This window comes from Bradyrhizobium sp. AZCC 1678, from assembly GCF_036924765.1.
In the GTDB taxonomy this organism is placed as follows: Bacteria; Pseudomonadota; Alphaproteobacteria; order Rhizobiales; family Xanthobacteraceae; genus Bradyrhizobium; species Bradyrhizobium algeriense.
Genome location: NZ_JAZHSE010000001.1, coordinates 5,464,342 through 5,485,684, shown reverse-complemented (window position 1 = coordinate 5,485,684; position 21,343 = coordinate 5,464,342). Strand labels below are relative to the sequence as shown.

The 21,343-nt window shown below is 62.6% G+C and carries 21 protein-coding genes; 11 read left to right on the top strand and 10 right to left on the bottom strand.

What is annotated here, in order from left to right:
* Nucleotides 1-129: 129 nt before the first annotated feature.
* The 3 genes from V1294_RS26340 to V1294_RS26330 all read right to left on the bottom strand — a co-directional run bounded on the left by V1294_RS26340 (nt 130) and on the right by V1294_RS26330 (nt 1,894).
* Nucleotides 130-399, bottom strand: coding sequence for a tripartite tricarboxylate transporter substrate-binding protein (locus tag V1294_RS26340; protein ID WP_334501166.1), 270 nt, complete (start codon nt 397-399; stop codon nt 130-132).
* On the bottom strand, nt 383-1,096 hold the full coding sequence (locus V1294_RS26335) for a Bug family tripartite tricarboxylate transporter substrate binding protein (protein ID WP_334501163.1): 714 nt from the start codon (nt 1,094-1,096) through the stop codon (nt 383-385). Before V1294_RS26335 ends, V1294_RS26340 begins: the two co-directional genes overlap by 17 nt.
* Before the next feature lie 327 nt (nt 1,097-1,423).
* Nucleotides 1,424-1,894, bottom strand: a complete 471-nt coding sequence (locus tag V1294_RS26330) for an ANTAR domain-containing response regulator (RefSeq protein WP_334501161.1) — start codon at nt 1,892-1,894, stop codon at nt 1,424-1,426.
* Between the two features lies 1 nt (nt 1,895).
* On the opposite strand from V1294_RS26330, the gene V1294_RS26325 reads away from it, so the two are divergent.
* Nucleotides 1,896-2,921 carry an amidase gene (locus tag V1294_RS26325; protein ID WP_334501159.1) on the top strand — a complete coding sequence of 342 codons (1,026 nt, stop codon included), beginning with the start codon at nt 1,896-1,898 and terminating at the stop codon, nt 2,919-2,921.
* A gap of 181 nt (nt 2,922-3,102) precedes the next feature.
* Complete coding sequence (locus V1294_RS26320) at nt 3,103-4,296, top strand: M20/M25/M40 family metallo-hydrolase (protein ID WP_334501157.1); 1,194 nt, start codon at nt 3,103-3,105, stop codon at nt 4,294-4,296.
* 193 nt (nt 4,297-4,489) lie between these two features.
* Here the strand turns inward: V1294_RS26320 and V1294_RS26315 are convergent, their stop codons facing one another.
* The 5 genes from V1294_RS26315 to V1294_RS26295 all read right to left on the bottom strand — a co-directional run bounded on the left by V1294_RS26315 (nt 4,490) and on the right by V1294_RS26295 (nt 9,528).
* Nucleotides 4,490-5,443 (bottom strand): MBL fold metallo-hydrolase, encoded by a 954-nt coding sequence (locus tag V1294_RS26315; RefSeq protein WP_334501156.1) that lies wholly within the window; start codon nt 5,441-5,443, stop codon nt 4,490-4,492.
* A 101-nt stretch (nt 5,444-5,544) separates the two neighbouring features.
* A complete protein-coding gene (locus V1294_RS26310; protein WP_334501154.1) occupies nt 5,545-6,750 on the bottom strand; it encodes an NAD(P)/FAD-dependent oxidoreductase in 1,206 nt (401 codons plus the stop codon).
* 544 nt (nt 6,751-7,294) lie between these two features.
* Complete coding sequence (locus V1294_RS26305; RefSeq protein ID WP_334501153.1) at nt 7,295-7,558, bottom strand: hypothetical protein; 264 nt, start codon at nt 7,556-7,558, stop codon at nt 7,295-7,297.
* A 142-nt stretch (nt 7,559-7,700) separates the two neighbouring features.
* Nucleotides 7,701-8,528 (bottom strand): AraC family transcriptional regulator, encoded by an 828-nt coding sequence (locus tag V1294_RS26300; RefSeq protein ID WP_334501152.1) that lies wholly within the window; start codon nt 8,526-8,528, stop codon nt 7,701-7,703.
* Nucleotides 8,529-8,577: 49 nt separating this feature from the next.
* Nucleotides 8,578-9,528: a helix-turn-helix transcriptional regulator gene (locus V1294_RS26295; RefSeq protein ID WP_334501150.1), complete on the bottom strand. Its 951-nt coding sequence runs from the start codon at nt 9,526-9,528 to the stop codon at nt 8,578-8,580.
* 452 nt (nt 9,529-9,980) lie between these two features.
* On the opposite strand from V1294_RS26295, the gene V1294_RS26290 reads away from it, so the two are divergent.
* The 5 genes from V1294_RS26290 to V1294_RS26270 all read left to right on the top strand — a co-directional run bounded on the left by V1294_RS26290 (nt 9,981) and on the right by V1294_RS26270 (nt 15,968).
* Entirely contained in the window at nt 9,981-10,910 is a 930-nt protein-coding gene (locus V1294_RS26290) for an AraC family transcriptional regulator (protein ID WP_334501149.1), read from the top strand.
* Nucleotides 10,911-10,991: 81 nt separating this feature from the next.
* On the top strand, nt 10,992-11,243 hold the full coding sequence (locus tag V1294_RS26285) for a hypothetical protein (protein ID WP_334501147.1): 252 nt from the start codon (nt 10,992-10,994) through the stop codon (nt 11,241-11,243).
* A 525-nt stretch (nt 11,244-11,768) separates the two neighbouring features.
* A complete protein-coding gene (locus V1294_RS26280; RefSeq protein WP_334501145.1) occupies nt 11,769-14,018 on the top strand; it encodes an ABC transporter substrate-binding protein in 2,250 nt (749 codons plus the stop codon).
* 237 nt (nt 14,019-14,255) lie between these two features.
* Entirely contained in the window at nt 14,256-15,482 is a 1,227-nt protein-coding gene (locus tag V1294_RS26275) for a CaiB/BaiF CoA transferase family protein (protein WP_334479473.1), read from the top strand.
* A gap of 93 nt (nt 15,483-15,575) precedes the next feature.
* Nucleotides 15,576-15,968 (top strand): RidA family protein, encoded by a 393-nt coding sequence (locus V1294_RS26270; protein WP_334479474.1) that lies wholly within the window; start codon nt 15,576-15,578, stop codon nt 15,966-15,968.
* Between the two features lie 10 nt (nt 15,969-15,978).
* Here the strand turns inward: V1294_RS26270 and V1294_RS26265 are convergent, their stop codons facing one another.
* Both V1294_RS26265 and V1294_RS26260 read right to left on the bottom strand, forming a co-directional pair.
* Nucleotides 15,979-16,305 carry a hypothetical protein gene (locus V1294_RS26265; RefSeq protein ID WP_334479475.1) on the bottom strand — a complete coding sequence of 109 codons (327 nt, stop codon included), beginning with the start codon at nt 16,303-16,305 and terminating at the stop codon, nt 15,979-15,981.
* 432 nt (nt 16,306-16,737) lie between these two features.
* A complete protein-coding gene (locus V1294_RS26260) occupies nt 16,738-17,430 on the bottom strand; it encodes a TetR/AcrR family transcriptional regulator (protein WP_334479477.1) in 693 nt (230 codons plus the stop codon).
* A 215-nt stretch (nt 17,431-17,645) separates the two neighbouring features.
* Here V1294_RS26260 and V1294_RS26255 point away from each other — a divergent pair, with 215 nt between their 5' ends.
* From V1294_RS26255 to V1294_RS26240, 4 genes are read left to right on the top strand one after another with little or no spacing between them, the layout of a single operon-like run.
* Nucleotides 17,646-18,878 carry an acyl-CoA dehydrogenase family protein gene (locus tag V1294_RS26255; RefSeq protein WP_334501143.1) on the top strand — a complete coding sequence of 411 codons (1,233 nt, stop codon included), beginning with the start codon at nt 17,646-17,648 and terminating at the stop codon, nt 18,876-18,878.
* Between the two features lie 57 nt (nt 18,879-18,935).
* Nucleotides 18,936-19,994 (top strand): phosphotransferase family protein, encoded by a 1,059-nt coding sequence (locus V1294_RS26250; RefSeq protein WP_334501141.1) that lies wholly within the window; start codon nt 18,936-18,938, stop codon nt 19,992-19,994.
* Nucleotides 19,995-19,999: 5 nt separating this feature from the next.
* Nucleotides 20,000-20,911, top strand: a complete 912-nt coding sequence (locus V1294_RS26245) for a DMT family transporter (RefSeq protein ID WP_334504827.1) — start codon at nt 20,000-20,002, stop codon at nt 20,909-20,911.
* 45 nt (nt 20,912-20,956) lie between these two features.
* Complete coding sequence (locus V1294_RS26240; RefSeq protein WP_334501139.1) at nt 20,957-21,313, top strand: NIPSNAP family protein; 357 nt, start codon at nt 20,957-20,959, stop codon at nt 21,311-21,313.
* The last annotated feature ends 30 nt before the right edge of the window (nt 21,314-21,343 follow it).

Here is a 21,343-nt window from a genome sequence, read left to right as displayed (position 1 = left end):
AGTGGGTACCGGTTCGCGTGAAGAAAATGCGTCAAAACAAGAATCTAGGGCTTCGGTTCTGATTCAATCAGAACCGATAATGCTCTAACGGAAGCGAACGCGTTCCAACGGCAGATACATTCGCAGCGCTTATTTCTCCGCCGCTTCTCTTAGAATCGGCATCAACCGGGCAGATTCGCTTTTTATCAGGTTCGCGAGTGCCTTTGGTCCACGGCGGTCAGGCTCCACGATATCGGCGCCGAGATCAGCCAACCGTTTTTGCACTGAATCTTCGCTGAGGCCTTTGTTCAGGGCTTCCGCAAGTCTATCAATAACTGACTGCGGCGTGCCACTTGGTACGAACACCGCGTAAAAAGGAGCGCAGTCGAACTCGGGCAGGCCCTTAGGAAGTTGGTACATCCGGCAACATCGGGCTGCGTTTCCTGGCGGCGATTGCCAGCGCCTTGACGGTGCCAGCCCGCACCTGGCTCAATGTGCCGAGCACCGGATCGCATTCATAGTCGATCTGACCGCCGAGCATCGCATTCAACACCGGGGCTGTGCCGGTAAACGGAACCATTGTCGGCTTGATGCCGATGGCCGCGTTGAGGAGGAGACAGCCGATGTAGGATACCGAGCCAAGTCCGGCGTGCCCGACATTGAGCTGGCTCGCGTTGGATTTGGCATAGGCGACGAATTCGTTGAGATTATTGGCGGGGAAGTCTTTGCGGACGACAAGCAGCTCGGGATATTCGGCGGTCAGTCCAATCGGCTCGAAATCCTTCTGCGGATCGTAGCCCAGATTCGGATAGAACGCCGGCGCCAGCGCATTGGTGCCCAAGTGACCGGACAGGATCGTGTATCCGTCGGACGGCGCGCGAGCGGCGCGAAGTGCGCCAATGGTGCCACCGGCACCTCCGACATTCTCCACCACGAATTTCTGGCCGAGATGACGGTTGAAAATGTCGGCGGCTATCCTGCCCGTGATATCGGCCGGCCCGCCGGCTGCGAACGGAACGATAATCGTGACCGTTCTCGCGGGATAATCCTGGGCCTGTGCGCCATTCATTCCGACCGCCATGAGAAGAACAGCCGCCGCCATCAACTGCTTTGCCATTTATCGCCTCCCTGAAATTTTTTATTGCTGTGAGCATATGCCGGTCTCGCCGGCAGGCAAATTGAATTGACGTCGTTGCCGCCCGCACGAATGAGCCTGACAGGACCGATCTCTGCAGACGGCGCCCTGCGCGTGGAGTGACACGAACTGAGCCAGGACCCTCGACACACTGTTGAACTTCAGCTGAACTGGACATACTCGAGCAAGCAGGTAGGCAGCGGGCTGCTCCGCGTGGCCATCTGAAGGACTTCGTGACCTTGGGCATCCTTGCCATGCGCGACCGGTACGGAACTTGCCGCGAAGTCCGGCGACCAGGCGATGGTGAATCTATCCGGTCGCGCGGGGTAAACTGCCGTTTGCCGCGATCTCCGCTGACATTTGCTCAATTGTTTTGCGCTGCTCCATGGCGGCTCGCCGGATTAGTGCAAAGGCGGCGGGTTCAGCGATGGAGTGCGAATGCATCACTTGAAGGACGGCAGCGAGCACGACCCGACGCGAGCGAAGGCGCTCTTCCAGCTTGACAACTTGCTGCTTCAACTCGTTGGTGCGCTCGGTCCGCTCGAACGCCATGACCAGCGCCGCATAAATGCCCGCGGAGCGCAGCGGTTTGACGAGAAACGACGCCGGATCGAGCTCCAGCACGAGCTTCAGCCGGCTCGGAGTTTCCGTGCCCAGCAGGGCGATGACAGGGCATCGTCCAGGCAAAGCCCGCTGCGCGGGCGAGGCGAGCGGCAGAAATTCATCTACGATCGTTGACCGGCTCGAGCGCGCCGGTGCGGTGACGCTCGGAAAGCTCAAGATGACGGAAGGCGCCTATACGAGCCATCATCCGGATGATCAGGCCCCGCTCAATCCCTGGAATGCGAATTACTGGGTTGGCTCCTCATCGAGTGGATCCGGTGTCGCGACCTCGGCCGGGCTCTGCTACGGATCGATCGGGAGTGACACCGGCGGTTCGATCAGGTTTCCATCGGCCACCTGCGGGCTGACCGGAATCAAGCCGACATGGGGCCGGGTCAGCCGGTACGGCGTTTTCCCGTTGGCGGACTCGCTTGATCATGTCGGACCGATGTGCCGAAGCGCCGCGGATGCCGCGGCGATGCTGGGCGTTATCGCAGGCGCGGATCCAAACGACCCAACGGCTTTGCTGGCTCCCGCTCCGAATTATCCGGCTCGGATTGGCGATGGCGTACGCGGTCTCAGGATTGGCGTGGATCGCAAATACGTTCAGGAAGGAATAGACGCGCAGGTCGTGGCAGCCTTGTTGGAAGCGGAGCGCACTCTGGCTGATCTCGGCGCAGAAATCCGTGAGGTCAAATTTCCCTCCTACGAGAAGCTCGTCAGTCAGTGGATTCCGATGTGCTCGGTGGAGACGGCCGAAGCTCACCTGGAGACGTATCCGTCGCGCAAGTCAGAGTACGGTCCGGACCTTGCGCAGTTGATCGAGCAAGGCAGATCGGTAAGCGGTGTCGAGATCGCGGCCATTCATCACGAGCGGCTGAAATTCTCCGGCAGCCTGGCGGCATTGTTCGAGGACATCGACCTGTTACTCGTCCCCACAATGCCGATGCCGATTCCGACGCTTGCCAAAATGAGTGAATATGGCGCCGATCCTGGCGTGCTGTTGAGTATTTTGCGGTTCACAGCCGTATTCGACTTCAGTGGGAGCCCCACGATTACGCTGCCAATGGGGATGGCTTCAGATCAGATGCCGCTGAGCATGCAACTGGTCGGTCCTCATCTCTCCGAGGAGGTGCTTGCACGTGCCGCGCATGCCTTCCAGTCGATGACGGACTGGCATACGCAGCGGCCTCCCATCCGATAACAGGTTGGCTGATGTGGGTGGCCTGGAAGCCGACATCGGACTGGGAAATCCTAAGGGGAGGGTGCCTTCCGGCCGCGAGCTACCTACGGCTCGGCATGCCCGACTCTTCCAAATGAGCCTTGCGAAGCAGCGCGTCTCGAACGATGCTTACGAGCTCCGCAAGCCACATCAAGGGATCGTCATGCCCGTCGACGTCAAAACCGCCACCGATCGCCTCATGCGCTTCCTCGCTGTCGAGGGAGTGACCGGAAAGGAGGCAGCGATAGGGCGCGAGCTCAGCGCGGCGCTGCAGGAAAGTGGCGTTCCGGCGACCGCGATCCGCCTCGACGACGCCAATACACGCATTCCCGTGCCGACAGAGACCGGCAATCTCATTGTCGATCTGCCCGGCCGGGGCGCAATGCACAACCAGCCGCGGATCATGTTCATGACTCACATGGACACCGTGCCGCTGTGCGCCGGAGCGAAGCCGAAGCTTGCGGGGCGCAAGATCGTCAATGAGGCGAAGACCGCGCTCGGTGGCGACAACCGCGCCGGCTGTGGCGTTCTCGTCACGCTGGCGGCCGAGCTTGCGAAACAGAAGCTCGATCATCCGCCGATCACGCTTCTGTTCTGCGTGCGCGAGGAGAGCGGGCTTTACGGCGCGCGCCATGTCAAGACCGCCGATCTCGGCTCGCCGGTCATGGCCTTTAACTACGACGGCGGCTCTGCCTCCAATGTCACGATCGGCGCCGTTGGTGCGGATCGCTGGCAGGTCGAGATTTTCGGCCGCGCGTCGCACGCAGGTGTCGCACCCGAGCGCGGGATCAGTTCGACCATGATCCTGGCGCTTGCGCTCGCCGATGTGAAGGCCGGTGGCTGGTTCGGCAAGGTGGTGAAGCGCAAGCGGCAGGGCACGAGCAATGTCGGCCCCGTCACCGGCGGCGACGGACGGCCGGCCGGGGACGCCACCAATGTTGTCACCGACTATGTGCACGTGCGCGGCGAAAGCCGCAGCCACGACAGCAAGTTCTTCAAGGAGATTACGAAGGCCTACAAGGCGGCGTTCGAGAAGGCAGCAAAGCGCGTGAACAACAGCGATGGCAAGTCGGGCCGCGTCAAGTTCAAGGCTGAGACCGACTATTATCCGTTCCGCATGAAGGAGAGCCTGCCCGTGGTCAAACGCGCGGTTGCGGCGGTGTCCGGCATCGGCGCAACACCGAGCATCCGCGCCGCGAATGGCGGGCTAGATGCAAACTGGATGGTCCGCCACGGCGTTCCGACGGTGACCTTCGGCGCGGGGCAGAACGAGCCGCATACGATCGACGAGTGGATCAATCTCGACGAGTACGACCGGGCGTGTGCTCTCGCAGTCCAACTCGCGACGATGCGATGAGCATCGCAGTTCAGCTCCCGAGCCATCGTCAGCGGCATGGCGAACGCGCTCGCGCGCACGGTCCCGTGTTTCATCGAGGTCGAGCTCCAAAAGGGTTTTGGGTGAGCGGGCCGCGCTCCCGCGCTGGAAACGCGGCCCGTATCGGATGAAGCGTTTGCTACGCGCCCTGGTTCGGCCCTAACCCAACAAGCTGTCAGTAGTCCCACCAGGCCGGTACCCAACGAAAGAGGTCGCCGGCAGCCGCGACCCGGCCAACGGAGGGGAAGGGCATGTGCGTGGCCACCAGCCACGCGCCGGTCGCCACCAGCTCCCGCAAGAGTTGGAGCCGAACACGGGTCGCCTCCTCTGGGTCGTGCTCAAAGCCGTTGTGCCATTCGGGATGATCGAACGAGACCGGAAATATGGCGTCGCCGGCGAACATCAGTCGGTCATCGCCGGACGCCAGGCGAACCACGCTGTGCCCGGGGGTGTGGCCGCCGGTGCGACGGACGACGACTCCGGGCGCAACCTCACACTCCTCATCGAACGGCCGCAGCTGGCTGCGGTATTCGTCCAGGAATTGCTTGGACGCCCGTCGAGCCAAGTCCGCGAGCGCCGGCGGCATGGCGGTGCGGGAGAAGTCGGGCGACGCCCAGAACTTGACCTCGGCGGCGGCCACGTGGATCCGCAGGTCCGGGCGCAACCGATCCTTCACGCCGTCGACGAGCAGTCCGCCAACGTGATCAAAGTGCATGTGGGTCAGCACCACGTCGGTCACCGACCCAAGATCGATGCCGGCGGCCTCCAGTCGCTGGCCCCACTGCCCGGCCCGCGGAAAGTCCGGGTACTCCTCCCCCAGTCCAGCGTCGATGAGTATGGTCTGGCCGCCGCTGCGTACCACGACCTCGTTCAGCGCCCAATCAAACGCGTCCCGCGACAAGAACATGTCGTCCAGCCAGGCCGACCGGACGGCCGGATCGGCGTTGGTGGCCATGGACTCGGATGGCGGCGTTAGCACCCCATCGCTGATCACAAGCACGTCAATCTCACCGATTTGCAGTGCATAGCGCGACGGAACCAACTCGTCGGTCCCCGCTCTGTCCGGGTGTGAGGTGTTGTCCAGGCTCTTGAGTGTCTTCTGCCTGATGTTGCGGATCATCTGGTTCATTTTGAAGGCTCCATTGATCGATGTTGACGTTCGATTTTGATGCGAGATTCCAAGCGGCCGCATTTCACGCGTGGAAGGCGCGGCCCGTGTTGCGTCGAGCGTTAGAGATCGGTCACCCGCTCCGGATCGGCCGAGGCGAGGGCGGCGGCACGCTCGGGCTTGGGCGGATAGATCCAGACGCCGTTGATCTCCTGCTTGGTCTTCTTGGCGACGTCGCCGACCATCTCCACCTTGCGCTCCCAGCCGCGCGTGAACAGCGCGCCGGCTTCGCCGAGGTCGAGACAGGTGACGTAGGCCCTTTGGTGATAGGGTTTGGTCGCAACACCGAGGAGCTCCGCTGCGGCGTTGTTGCCGGCGAAGGCACCCATCCGCGTGGCATGTTGGCAGGACATCAGCGCATAGTTGCCCTCATCGTCGCAGGCGGCGCGAGCGGCATCGCCGGTGGCGAATACGCCCTGGACGCCCGGCACGCGCAAACAGCGATCGACCAACAGCCGGCCGAAACTGTCGCGTTCGGCCGGGATCTGTTGGGTCAACGGGGCAGCGCGAATGCCGGCCGCCCAGATCACCGTCTCCGTCTCGATGTGATCGCCGTTTGAAAGCGTGACGCCGGACTTGTCCAGCGAGGCGACGCCGGCGCCGACCCGCGTTTCCACGCCCACCTTCCGCAGCGCTTCCTCGATGACGGGGCGGGGGCCTTCGCCCATATCGGGGGCGATCGCCGGGGTGCGTTCGACGATGATGACGCGCGGCTTGGCATTCTTGCCGAGGATCGCGCGCAGCCGCGTGGGCATCTCCGTCGCCGCCTCGATGCCGGTGAAGCCGCCGCCTGCGACGACGACGGTATCGCGGCCGTTCACCGCCGGCCGCCTGGCCAGGTCGTGCAGATGCTTGTCGAGGGCAACCGCATCATCGAACGAGTCGACGGAAAAGCCGTGTTCGGCGAGACCAGGAATGTTGGGGCGGAACAGCCGGCTGCCGGTGGCTACGACCAGGCGATCGTAGGAGAGGGTCTTTCGTGTGCCTTTGTTGGTGGTGATCTGCACCATGCGAGACTTGGCGTCCACCGTCTCGGCACTGCCTTGCACGTAGACGACGTCGATGGCGTTGAGGACATCGAGCAGAGGTGCCGTCATTGTTTCGGGCTTCGGCTCGTAGAGCCGCGGGCGGACGACGAGCGTCGGCTCGGGCGCAACCAGCGCAATTTCGAGCTCCTCCGGCGAAACGCCCTGGATATCGCGCAGGCGCGCCGCGGAGAGGGCGGCATACATGCCGGCGAAGCCGGCGCCGATGATGACTAGTCGCATGTGTTTGCTCCTGTGGTTGAACTTCCAAAAGTCCGCGCGCTACCGCTCGCTGATCTCGTTGAGGACAGCGCGCGATGCGAACGAAGAGGTGAAACGAAATCGCGGGCTCTTAAGGAGAGACGCAGCCCGGCATTGACGATATCGGCATGGGGGATTCACATGCCGCGCGGCAGCCTCCGGAACTCAGCCGCGAGCCTTCTCGAAAGGCAATCGGCTGAGCGGACCTCAGGCCCCAGTCCTGGTAGGGGAGCTGGGCGCCATTCCTAGCCATGATGGAAATCACGGGATTGGTCCTTTGCACGGACTGCGCCGGTATTTCCACCTCCTCGCCCGTTGCCGAGGTGAAGCGAACCGACAACGAAAGTCCGTACATGAGGGCGCTCGCGACCACCCTGCGTCGCGATGTGATTGCACATGGGCCGATCAAATTCTTCCAGGCCATAGTTTGTCTCCTATAGGCGGTGAGCACTGCGATGGTCTTTATCTAGCGGACCAAACCTGTGACTGCTCCAGAGCGATTGCCGTACCTGTCGAGAGATTGCTGCTAACGCATGTGCTTCCGCCAATCGCCCGGGGCAGAATCGAATCTTAGCCAGGGCTGATTCTTGGCGCGCCATTTCGGACCGGGGCCACGCATGTAGTGCAGTTCGGGCCGGTAGCAATCGCGTACATCCATAAGCAGATTGTGAACGACGCTGGCGAAGTCGGAGACTGTCTCAGCCGTCTTGCTGGCAAAACCAGACATCGCGGACCAGCGCGCGGAAGCCGGTGCGATCGCACGGGGGCTGTCGATGCTTTTCCAGATCATCTTTTTTCTCCATCCAGTTGGATTGGCACCGTGATGGTCTAGCGGATAGGAGCTGCGGTTGCGCCAGAGCGATTGCCGTACCTGTAGAGCGATTGCTGCTAACGCCTGCGCTTTGCCAATCGCTCGCTTTCGCCGGTCGCTTTCAGAACGCCGCAGCGAAAGCGGTCTGCGACGAATAGCCAAGCGCGGTCGCAATCGAGACGATCGATTCGTCGGTGTCACGCAGCATGTTCATCGCTTCCCTGGTGTCATGCGCTGGCGGGGCGTAGTTCGTTTCGGCGGTCCAGGAGTCCTTTGGCTGGCTGTACAGATGCCAGAAGTGTTCGGCCACCGATGAGGCCTCCCTCGATCCCGGGGAAACAAAGGCGAAGACAGTCATTGTCGCGACGTGAATTCCTTTTTCTCGGAACGGCTCGAAAAGTCCGTGAGCAACGGAGCGAATGCCAGCCTTGCCGAGCACATCCGCCGCACTCAGGAGCAGACGGGATGTAATGGGGTCGGGATGCGCCGATCGATCGATCAGATCGCCGGGAGATGCCGTGCCCGCTTCAAGCGCAACGCGCTCAAGCGTTGTTTGCGGAAGGTAGAGGTGGATCACGTTCAAGGACTCGGGAATGTCCCATCGCGAGGTGGAGCCGGCCGGGATGACCGTCACCGTGCCGGGACGCGCCGTTCCAAACACCACCGATTTCCCGGTCCGCCGCTCGAACCGCAGTGATCCCGAGGGGAAAGTCATGAGGACGTGGTCGGCCATGGGTGCGACGACGTCGTGCAGCGCGTCATGCTTCCAATAAGCGATCACACCGCTCGACGGATCGGAGGCGATGCGAACCGGCGCCATCTTTAGCACGCGCGTCATTTCTGCGTCCGCGTGAGGGCGCTCGCCATTTTGCAGGTCGGACTGATGCGCCTCCGCCGTTCCAGGCTGAGTTTCCTGCGAAAGCCGGCGCTCGACTGGCTTGCAGCTCATGACTTGTCCTCGCCATTGAGAGCACTTCGTTACCCGCAGAGCGTTGCTGTTATCGCGTACGCCGTCTCCACTCGCTCGGTGTTTCGCTGGTCAGCTTCCTGAATGCGGCGGCGAAGGCGGTCTGGGAGGAGTAACCAAGCGCGGCTGCAATCGAGACGACGGATTCGTCGGTGTCGCGCAGCATGTTCATGGCCTGCTCGAGCCGGTGCTGGCGCAGCCAGGCGTGAGGGGAAAGGCCGGTGCTTTCCTTGAAGGCGCGGCAGAAATGGAAACGCGACAAGCCGGCGTCCGCAGCTAGCGCCGTGAGAGAGACGTCCGCATCGCTATCAGCGCGCAGGCGCTCGATGACGCGCCGCAATGCCATCGGCGAGAGGCCGCCCACGACCGGCTGAGACATGATCGGCGAGCCGGCGTGCGCGGCCAGCAGGCGGTTGGCCAAGAGATCCGTCAATTGCTGCCTGAACAGGGCATCCAGGGCCGCGCTGCCCTCAAGCGCATCCGCCGCACTCATCAGCAATCGGGATGTAATGAGGTCGGTGTGCCCGGTTCTTTCCAAGAGATCGCCAGGAGCGGCCATGCCGGCTTCGCCGGCAACACGCTCGAGCGTCCTGTGGGGAAGGTAGAGCTGGACGACATGCATGGGCTTGTGAATGTCCCACCGGGAGGTCGAGCCGGCCGGAATGACCGTCACAACCCCGGGACGCGCTGTTGCAATTGCAGCAGATTTCCCGGTGCGCCGCTCCAGCCGCTGTGAGCCGGCGGGGTAAGTCATGATGACATGATCAGCCATGGGCTCGACGACATCGTGCAGGGGATCATGTTTCCAATAGGCGATCGCGCCACTGGCTGGATCAGAAGCCATGCGAAGGGGGGCGGTCCTTAGCACCCGCGCCATCTCCGCATCGGCGGGACGCCGCTCGCCGACCGGCAATTCGTCCCCGGACGCCTCGGGCGCGGTCGGCAGATTCTCGGAAGGATCGTGCAAGATCGGTTTGCTCATGGCGGTGTGCTCGCGTTGAGGGGGCCATGGATTCGCTCCGCTTGGGCCCTGTCTGTGGGCTGGTGCGAAGCTACGTTCGGTGCGCGTTCTAGATGCTTGGCAGGTCCGGCGTATTTCCTAAAGCAGCCATGTTTTGCCCGATCCTGCTGCAATCTCGCCAATGCCATATGCAGCCAACAGTTGCGATCCGTCGCAGCGAATGCAGCCGCGACGCCTGCAAATGCCTTCGTGTTGAGCAACGATGTTGCCGATGAACACCAACGCCCAAAGCTTGGGCAAGACGATCAAGCTTTAATTTTACAGAACCGTCACATCGCAGGCTCGATCATGCAGTCGGGGCAACCAGCTATTCCGCGTGGAAAATCTGGACGGCCGCTCACCGATCCCCGATAATGTGCAGCGACCTCGCGGGCGATGGTGCCCGATCCAATTCGACGGGTGGGGCCGCCCCTATGTCACTGCAAGGCGTGTACGGACAAAGGCTCGGGCAGCCCTTGCATCTGAAGGACGCGCCTTCGCTGATAACCCGCTCCCTGCGCAGTGCTGCACTCGCGGTTACCGAAACCCGGGATGATAACCCTGCGCCGGGTCTTTCCGGCTCGTTTCCCTCCGAGGATGCCTATCTCGTCAGCCTCAAATTTCGCGATTACAGAGATTGCGAATGCTGGGAGCGCGGCCGATGCGTGATCAAGACGGATGTCCGCGCCGGCGCAACCTACCTGTACGACCTGAAGCGCGATCCGCGCTACCTGATCGACAAGCCGTTCCACTCCCTGTTCTTCTACCTGCCGCGCACAGCGCTTGACGACATCGCCAAACAGACCGGTGCGCCACGCATTGGCGAGCTCGGCTATCAGCCCGGCATCGGCCATGACGACGCGGTCGTCCGCCATCTCGGCGCGTCGTTTCTGGAGGCGCTGCGTCGGCCGGACGAGGCCAACCAGCTTTTCATCGATCATATGATGCTCGCGTTCGCGGCCCACGTCGCCCAGACCTATGGCGGGCTGCAGCGCATCATCGATCCGCACCGCGGCGGCCTTGCCCCGTGGCAGGCGAAGCGAGCCTGCGAAAGGCTCGAATCCAACCTCGACGGAAAGCTCTCGCTGGAGCAAATCGCCGCCGAGTTTGATCTCTCGGTCAGCCATTTTTCACGCGCATTTCGCATTTCCACCGGCCTGCCGCCGCACCAGTGGCTTCTTCGCCAGCGCGTGGAGGCGGCCAAGCGGTTGATGACTGTCCGAGACCTGCCGCTGTCCGAGATTGCGATATCGGCAGGGTTTGCCCATCAAAGCCACTTTACACGGGTGTTTTCGGCCGCGGTCGGCGTCAGCCCGGGGGCCTGGCGCCGCGAGGCGCATGGCGTCCCGGAAGGCGCGTTGTGATCCAGGGAAATGTCAGGCGCCGCACGCTTTGATCGCGCGGTGAAAAGTTGGCGTCAATTTCGGGGCGTTTCTGAGGGCGAAATGCGCGCGTTCCATCCGAAGTGGAAGGAAATGGCGCCACGCGCGACGGTGTCCGGCTGGACCCGCTTCAAGGCGGCGCAGGAATGGCTCGACCGCAACATGCCACTGCCCGCGAACGCGGCCGTGTCGTCGGCATCCGGCGCGGCGCCGGTACCGGCTGCACCGGCCGCAGCCCTTGCCCCGCAGGACCCGCTGTATCGCGAATTTCTGGAGTGGCGGGCCAGCCGCACCGAGGCCAGTACCAACAGATAATCAGGCCAACCGGTATAACGCGGATTGACGATAACGCGGTTTGACGATAAGGGCGGTCCGCTTCGGCGGGCCGCCGTGTTTTGGGGATGATAAGGGCGGCGCAACGTGTCCCGTGTTTCGGTCGGTATCCTCGGTCGGCCTTCAAAATCGACCGCAGGCTGTACTTGCAACCGTAGGACGAATCGATATTCGTTGATGCAACCGAATCCCGATTCGGTAACGCTAATGTGCTGCATTGTCGCGGTAGAACACACAATCGACTAACCGCGCTCTGGTAAACGACTGGCCTTGACACAAAATCAATCCGATTGAGACACAATGTCAGCGAGTAGGGCTGAAACGTTATCCTTCTCGCTGCTGGGAAATCGCAGGTATATTGCTTTAGGGGGGCGCAGGCAGATGCGGGCTTTGATCGATACTCGTTGGGTGGCACAATTGTCCGGGTCTGGGACCCGTGGCGGTCTGCGCGGGCTTTTCTCCGCGCCTCGGCGCAGCGCCGCGGCGGCAGTGGTAGTGATTGCCGCGATGGCGGGGCCGGCTTTCGGCCAGGGGCTGCCGCCCCCGGGCGACAGGGAGATCCGGATTGGCAACACCGCGCCCTATACCGGTCCGGCCTCCGCCTATGGCGTTATCGCCAAGACCATCACGGCCTATCTGGACAAGGTCAACGCCGAAGGCGGGATCAACGGCCGCAAGGTCAATATGATCACCTATGACGACGCCTACGAACCGACCAAAACCATGGCGATGACCCGCAAGCTGGTCGAGGAAGACAACGTTCTCCTCGCCCTGGGGACCATCGGCACGAACACGAATGCCGCGATCCAGCCCTATTTGAATTCAAAAAAGGTCCCGCAACTTTTTGCCTTGTCGGGTGCGGCGGCCTGGGACCAGCCACAGGAGTTTCCCTGGACCATCGGCTTCTTGCCGACCTACACGGCTGAAGCGCAAATTTTTGCGCAGTATCTGCTGGAGAATCATCCCCGCAGCAGGATCGCCGTCCTCTATCAGGAGGATGGGATGGGCAAGGAATACCTGAAGGGCCTGAAGGACGGCCTGGGTGGCAAGATTGCGATCGTGGCCGAGGCGCCATACAAGGTGACCGACACCACCATCGACGCCCAGATGGCCAAGCTCAAGGCCTCGGGCGCCGACGTCCTCATCGAGTTCACCACGCCGAAATTCGCGATCATGGCGATCAAGCGAGCCGCCGAACTCGGTTGGAGGCCGCTACAGTTCGCCGCGTCGATCTCCAATTCGTACTCGGCCGTGATTCAGCCGGCGGGCCCGCAAAATGCGGAAGGCCTGCTGTCGGCGGCATACAGGCTGGAGGGCGAAGACGCGGCGGCGGCCGGCGAGGCGGTGTTCCGCGAATGGAGCGCCTTCATGCAGCGCTATCTTCCGAGCGTGAGCAAGACCAACGGCCAGGCCGTCCTCGGCTATCTGGTCGGCAAGTTGACGGTCGAGGTCCTGAAGAACTGCGGCGACGACCTGTCGCGCGAAAACATCATGAAGCAGGCCCGCTTGCTCAAGGGTATCCAGCTTCCCATGATGGTGCAGGGCATCAAGATCGACACCAGCCCGTCCGACCACGCGCCAATCGAGCAGATGCGGATGATGCGCTTCACCAACGGCCAGTGGCAGCACTTCGGCCCGGTGCGAAGCGGCGTCGATGCGGGCGCCGTCAGCGATTCCTTCAAGACCATCTTCAAGTACGGCACCGCCACCAAGCGCGATCTGGCGAACCAGCTCAATGCCAATACCGTGAGCCTGATGACCGGTTCGTTCGGCTCTACCTACGCCCAGGTGGGCGCCGATCTCGCCTCGGTGCTCGACAACGGCACCTCGCTGCGGATCCTGCCGGTGATGGGCCGTGGATCGGTGCAAGCAGTGTCGGACATCCTGCTGCTGCGGGGCGTCGACGCCGGCATCGTCCGCAAGGACACGCTGTCCTACCTAGACCGCAAGGACTTCGCCAAGGACATCCGCAACCAGTTCGTCTACGTTGCCAAGATGTTCAACGAGGAAATGCACGTGCTGGCGCCGAGGTCGATCACCAACATGCGGGATCTCGACGGCAAGACCGTGGTGGTCGATTTGCCCGACAGCTCGACCTTCGTGACGGCGATCAACGTGTTCGACCGGCTCGGCATCAGGCCGCATCTGATCTATCAGGAGCCGCGGCTGGCAGTGGACATGCTGCGCAAGGGCGAGGTCGACGCCATCGTGGCGATCGAAGGCAAGCCGCTGCAATGGCTGAACCAGATCAACGACCGCAACCTGCATCTGGTGCCGGTCGACTATGCCAAGCCGCTGCAGGAGGAATATCTGCCGTCCAAGCTGTCGTCGACGGACTACCCGAACCTGGTCGCGGATGGCGGCTCTGTGGAGACGATTGCGGCCGAGGCGGTGCTGGCGTCGTATAACTGGGCGCCGAACAGCGACCGCTACCGCCGTCTGGCGCTTTTGGTGGACACCATGTTCGACAAGGTCGGCCAGTTGCAGCGTCCGCCGTTCCATCCGAAGTGGAAGGAAATGGCGCCACGCGCGACGGTGTCCGGCTGGACCCGCTTCAAGGCGGCGCAGGAATGGCTCGACCGCAACATGCCGCTGCCCGCAGGCTCGGCCGTGTCGGCGGCATCAGGCGCCGTGGCGCCGCCGCCGGCTCCGTTTGCTGCACCGGCCGCAGCCCTTGCGCCGCAGGACCGCGATCCCCTGTATCGCGAATTCCTAGAATGGCGGGCCAGCCGCGCCAAGGCCGGCGCCAGCAGGTAAAGGCCGGCGGCAGCAGGTAATCGGACCAGCCGGTAACACGGTTTGACGACAAGACGGCCCGCTTCGGCGGGCCGTCGTGCTTTTGGGGTCCGGCCGCCAGCGCGCAAGAGCGGGCGCCGAACGGATGGCGTCATGCCGGTAATGCAGGGCTCAGTCACATAAAATAGTGTATCGGCTTGGCTTCGCAGCGCCCGGACACGTTCCCGCGCCACCACGCCAAAAATTCGGAGGAAATTCATGTCGGCTCTGCCACTTTCGGGCATCAAAATTCTCGACCTGACGCGGGTGCTTGCAGGCCCGTTGTCGGCACAGATGCTGGCCGATCTGGGCGCCGAGGTGATCAAGATCGAACGCCCCGGCGGCGGCGACGACGCCCGCGCCTTCGGCCCGCCTTACCTGAAAGATCCCGAGGGCAAGGCGAACAACAACAACTCGTTCTATCTCTGCGCCAACCGCAACAAGAAATCCGTCACCGTCAATATCGCGACGGCGGAAGGGCAGGACATCGTCCGCGAGCTCGCCAAAACCTGCGACGTGATGATGGAGAACTACAAGGTCGGCGATCTCAAGCGCTACCGGCTGGATTACGAAGCGATCAAGGCGATCAACCCCGGCATCATCTATTGTTCGGTGACCGGCTTTGGCCAGACCGGGCCTTACGCGCCGCGCGCCGGCTACGACGCGATCCTGCAGGCGATGGGCGGGCTGATGAGCGTCACCGGTCATCTCGACGGCGAGCCGGGCGCGGGGCCGATGAAGGTCGGTCCTTCCATCGTCGACTACATGACCGGCATGAATTCCTCGATCGGCATTCTGGCGGCGCTCTATCACCGCAAGGCCAATGACGGGGAGGGGCAGCATGTCGACGTCTGCCTGTTCGACACTGTGATCGCCTCGCTATCGCATTACGCGCAGATCTTTCTCGTCAACGGCCAGACCCCGCCGCGGCGCGGCACCTGGGGCAATGGCGGCATGCCGGCCGGCGTGTTCCGCTGTACCGACGGCGAGTTGATGCTGGTGGTCGGCAATGACGGCCAGTTCCAGCGCACCTGCGGCGTGCTCGGGGCGCCGGAACTCGCGACCGATCCGCGCTTTCTCAAGAACAACGATCGCGTCGTCCACGGCAAGGAGATCATGGCGATCTTTGCAGGCCTCTTCCTGAAGAAGCCGGTGGCCTACTGGCTGGAGGAGCTGGAGAAGGCCGGCGTTCCCTCGGGCCCGATCAACGATTTCTCGCAGGTGTTCAACGATCCGCACGTGCAGTCGCGCGGCATGCAGGTCAAGGTCGACCACCCCTTGCAGCACGACCTGTCGCTGATCCGTAATGCCATCACCTTCTCCGGCACCCCGGTAAAGGAATATCGCGCCCCGCCGCTGCTCGGCGCGGATACGAAGGATGTGCTGGCGACGATCGGGTATGACGAGGCCAAGGTCGAGGCGTTGAAGGCGCAGAAGATCGTCTGATTTCGACATCGACACTTCCATCTTTATCGAAGCATGGCGGCGCCAGATTGCGCTAGTCTGCACCCTCGATCAGTCCGTTCGAGAGGCGCAACGATGAAGCGGGAAGTCATTCACGTCGAGCCGATGTCGTCCTGGCTTGCGAAGCGGAGCGCACCGGTCTCGCCGGTGACGCGCGGCGGCGGCATGGTGTTTGTTTCGGGCCTGCCGCCGTTCGATCCCGATACCGGCGAGCTCTTCGCCGGCCCGATCGAGCGTCAGACCGAGCTCGTCCTTGAGCAATTGAAGCTGTGCCTGGAGACCGCGGGCACATCGCTGCGCAACGTGATGAAGTGCAACGTCTACTGCACCTCGGTCGAGCACTTCGCCGCCGTCAACGCGATCTATGCGCGCTATTTTCCGGAAGAGCCCCCGGCGCGCATCTTCGTTTGCGTTCCCCAATGGTTTGGGCCGTTCGATATCGAAATCGATTGCGTCGCGGTGATGTAGGCGCTCCAATTCAGCGCAGCCCCTGACGGTCGATCACGATCCGGTGGATCTGGATGAACTCCGGGAGTTCGATCAGGAACTCGGGATCGCGGTCGAGATGGTGAACCTTGGTCGGCTCGCCCCTGGTGAAGGCGGTCATCGAGTCGAGGTCCGGCCAATAGGAAATGGTCGTGAACCAGCTCTCGTGTGCGCGATCCTCGCGGAATAGCTGGACGCCAAGAGCGGTTTTCTCCAGCGGCGGGATTCCATCCGTCTTCAGATAAGCTTCGTAACTGTCCGCGACGTCGGGCCGCGTCCGGCCGCGCCAGATGCGCGCGATGGTCGGCTGGCTTGGCATGATCAGCTCCTTCCTTGGCCTGCTATAACCGCGGAGCCAGCCTGACCGTTCCGGGCGTTGAGATGCCGAAGCGACTCCCGGCAGGCTGATCGACGCAGGGAAGGCCGGAATCCTCCAGCTGCCCTGTATGCTCGTGTGCAGTTTTGTTAGCGCAAATCGCACGCGAGACCGCGGGTGCAGCAAGCACCCGGTCTTCCCTGTGCCCTCTATTTCGAAGAGGGCAAACGAAGATGCAAACCCTCGGGCGATCAGCGCCGCGAGAACGCGAAACCATATCCACCGTCATTGCGAGCGAAGCGAAGCAATCCATGACCCCGGCATAAAGAAAGAATGGATTGCTTCGCGGAGCCTGTCATCGGGCGCGCATTCGCGCGACCCGTTGGCTCGCGATGACGTGGAGCGAGCCGTTGTCACGCGTTGGTTCATCCAGGCTCACAAGTCCTGCCGTGTCAGCCTTCCATTTGGCACCGCCGGCCGGGCAGGCGCCTTCTTCGCCGGCGCCTCGCTACCCGTCAGCGCCATCACCGAGACCGAGACCACGCGATCGACGATGGCGTCCACGTCGTTGAGGTCACATTGCCCTTCCGACAATTTCGTCAGCCGCTCCTTTTCCCGGATGGTGTGATGCGACATCGCCAGCGCGAAATGCAGGCCCCAATAGAGATCGGCGTCGTCGCGGCCGGGCATCGCGCGGCGCATCGCGGCGATGAATTTCCGCAAGTGATCGACCTCGCGGTTCTTGATGCGCCGGATCGGCGGTACCGATTCAATCGAGGCGCGGATCATGAAGCGTGCGGCCGTCGAGCCTTCGCGGTCGGGGCCGAGGCAGCCGCGCAGGGTAGGGCCCACCAGCGCGTGCAAAATGGCGTCGATCGGGGCGCGGCCGCCGCCCTTTTCCTCGGCAGCCTTCAACTCGTTGAGCCGCTCGCGGTTGGTGGCGAGGCTGCGGGTGACGAACAGTTCCGCGATCAATTCGTCCTTGGAGCCGAAATGATAATTCACCGCGGCGAGATTGACGTTCGCTTCGGCGACGATGTCGCGCAGCGTCACGTCGCCGAAGCCGCGATCGGCGTAAAGCCGTTCGGCGGCGGCAAGGATGGCAGACCGGGTCCGATCGCTCGACATATCTGGGCCCCGTTCGGGGAGTTGCAATTCAAACAGTTGTATGAAACTATCGTTTGAAGGACCGGAAATGTCAACAACGTTTGCGAACGTGTCGCATCTCCAGCCAGTCCGGACTGCCATCGTCGCCAAATTCGCAAAATGCCTTGCGGGTCAAAAGCGGCGGGCGGACAGTGCGGCCCAACGAATTCAGAAAGCCCAGAGTCGAGGAGCGTCCCATGAACTTCGATATGTCCGAAAAGCAAAAGGAATGGCTGAACCGCGTGCAGGCGTTCATGAAGACGCATGTCCGCCCCGCGGTTCCGATCTACGATAAGCAGGATGCGGAAGGCCCGCGCTGGAAGGTGATCCCGATCCTCGAGGAACTGAAGAAAAAGGCGAAGGCCGAAGGCCTCTGGAACATGTTCATGCCGCCGAACGCGCATGAGGACGACGAATTCCGCGGCGCGGGATTGACCAATCTCGAATATGCGCTGCTGGCGGAAGAGATGGGCCGCATCTCCTGGGCCTCGGAGGTGTTCAACTGCTCCGCTCCGGATACCGGCAACATGGAAGTGTTCATCCGCTACGGCACCAAGGAGCAGAAGCGGAAGTGGCTGCGGCCGCTGATGGATGGCGAGATCCGCTCCGCCTTCCTGATGACGGAGCCGGCTGTTGCGTCCTCGGACGCCACCAACATCGAAACCCGCATCGAAAAGGATGGTGACCACTACGTCATCAACGGCCGCAAATGGTGGTCGTCGGGCGTCGGCGATCCCCGCTGCAAGATCGCGATCCTGATGGGCAAGACCGATCCGAAGGCGGCGAAGCACCAGGCGCAGTCGCAGATCCTGGTGCCGCTCGATACCCCCGGCATCAAGGTGGAGAAGATGCTGCCGGTGTTCGGCTTTGACGATGCGCCGCACGGTCACGCCCAGGTGCTTTTGGAAAACGTTCGCGTGCCGAAGGAAAACATCCTGCTCGGCGAGGGACGCGGCTTCGAGATCGCGCAGGGCCGTCTTGGTCCGGGCCGCATCCATCACTGCATGCGCACCATCGGCAAGGCCGAGGAGGCGCTGGAGAAGATGGTGAAGCGGCTGGCCTCGCGCACCGCGTTCGGCAAGAAGATCATCGAGCACTCGGTGTGGGAACAGCGCATCGGCGAAGCGCGCGCCGACATCGAGATGAATCGTCTGCTCTGCCTCAAGGCCGCCGACATGATGGACAAGGTCGGCAACAAGACCGCGCAGGCCGAGATCGCGATGATCAAGGTCACGGCCCCCAACATGGCGCTGAGGATCATCGACAATGCCATCCAGGCCTATGGCGGCGGCGGTGTCTCCGACGAGGCCGGCCTGGCAAAGGATTATGCCCATATTCGTACGCTCCGCCTCGCGGATGGTCCGGACGAGGTGCATAACCGCGCCATTGCCAGACTTGAACTTCGGAAGTATGCAAACTCTACCCATTAACGGGAACGTCATGATGGCGCTCCCCAAAGTTCAAGAAGAAATTGAGGGAGCGTCATCGTGGCCGACGGCGTCAGGAAAGACGAAGAATTCTCGGGCACCAAGGAAGTCGAGGAGCGTCATCGTATCAACGAGGCGAGCCTCGATGGCTGGATGCGCGAGCATGTCGAAGGCTATCAGGGACCGCTGAGCGTCCTGCAGTTCAAGGGCGGCCAGTCCAACCCGACCTACAAGCTCGAGACGCCGGCGCGATCCTACGTGATGCGCCGAAAGCCGTTCGGCAAACTGCTGCCGTCGGCGCATGCGGTCGATCGCGAGTTCCGCGTTATCGCCGCGCTCGGCAAGCAGGGCTTTCCGGTCGCGAAGGCCTATGCGCTGTGCACCGACGACGCCGTGATCGGCGCCGCATTCTACATCATGTCGATGGAAGAGGGCCGGGTGTTCTGGGATCCGACGCTGCCGAGCCAGACGCCGGACAACAGGCGCAAGATCTTCACCAGCAAGATCGAGACGCTGGCGAAACTCCACGTCTTCGATCCCGAGCAAATCGGGCTCGGCGATTTCGGCAAGCCGGGCAATTATTTCGCCCGCCAGGTCGATCGCTGGACCAAGCAATACCGCGCCTCCGAAACCCAACACATTCCGGAATTCGAAAAACTCGCCGAGTGGCTGCCGAAAACCGTGCCGGCACAGGCGCGCGCCTCGATCGTCCACGGCGATTATCGTCTCGACAACATGATTTTCCACGCGACGGAGCCGCGCGTGCAGGCGGTGCTGGACTGGGAGCTGTCGACGCTCGGCGATCCCATGGCCGACTTCACCTATCTGTTGATGCAGTGGACCATGCCGGGTCTCGCCAATGCCGATCTCAAGGCGCTCAACATTCCGAGCCTGGAAGAGGCCGCGCAAATCTACTGCAACGTCACCGGCAGCGCCGTGCCGGACCTGAACTGGTATTTTGCCTATAATCTGTTCCGCCTCGCCGGCATCACGCAGGGCATCGCCGGTCGCGTTCGCGACGGCACCGCTGCCAACGCCAAGGCGCTGGAGTCCGCGGCGCGCACCGTGCCGCTGTCGAAGGCTTCGTGGGAATACGCGCAAAAGGCCGGCGCGACCTGACCCAGTTGGCACTCTCTCCCAATATCCGCGGCAGCTTGCTCATGGCGGTGTCCATGGCGGCGTTCACCACGAACGACTCCATCACCAAGGTGGTGTCGTCGGAGATGAACTTCGGCCAGGTGATGCTGGTGCGCGGGCTGTTCGCGATTGTGCTGGTGGCCGCGCTCGCGTGGCATCAGGACGCGCTGCGTCCGTTGCGCACCCTCATGGTCAAGCCGGTGGCGCTGCGGGTGTTCGGCGAGATCGGAGGCACGATCTCGTTCATGACAGCGCTCGTGCATCTGCCGCTCGCCAACACTTCGGCGATCCTCCAGGCGTTGCCGCTGGCGATCACGCTCGGTGCCGCCGTGATATTTGGCGAGCCGGTCGGCTGGCGCCGCTGGTCGGCGATCGTGGCCGGCTTCATCGGCGTGCTCATCATCGTGCGGCCGGGGCTTGCGGGCTTCAGCCAGTATTCGCTGTTCGCGCTGGTGTCGGTCGCGTTCTGCGCGCTGCGCGATCTCGCGACGAGGCGGATACCCGCGAAGATCCCGTCACTGTTCATCACCTTGCTGACGACGGTGACGGTGACGACGGCCGGTGGCGCCATCCTTGTTCCGCTCGGCGGCTGGACGCCGCCATCGACAGGCGCGCTTGGCCTGCAGGCGGTGGCCGCCGTGCTGCTCCTGATAGGCTATCAATGCATCATTTCGGCGCTGCGCTCCGGTGATATCTCGGCGGTGGCGCCGTTCCGCTATTCCGCGCTGCTGTGGGCGATGCTGCTCGGCTACCTCGTGTTCGGCGACAGGCCCGACGCCATGATGGTGTCAGGCGCTGCGATCATCGTAGCCTCCGGCCTCTACGCCTTCTACCGCGAACGCATCCGCCACCGCGCGGTGGCGGCGGAATCATCCGGCCTGCCGCCGGACGGGTTGTGATTGCATCGCGGGAGCCCATATCTCCGAAGTTGATTGGAGTTGGTCATGATTCAGCAACTGCGCATCTACGAAATATTCGAAAAGAACAAAACCGCGTTCCACGCCCGCTTTCGCGATCACGCCGCGCGCATTATGCAAACCAGATACGGTTTCAGGATCGTCGCGATGTGGGAAACCAAATTCGGCGACAGGACCGAGTTTGTCTATCTCCTGGAGTGGCCCAACGAGGCAACCAAGACCGCCGCATGGTCGGCCTTTATGGCCGATACCGAATGGTCCGACATCAAGCGCGTGACGCATGCGGAGCACGGCTTGATGGTCGGCCAGATCGAGGACCGGTTGCTGGTGCCAACAGATTATTCGCCGGCGAAAGGCAGGAGCCTCTTTGCGATCTCCGCATAGAAAATCAGTCTCGTGCCCCGAACGCGGTGC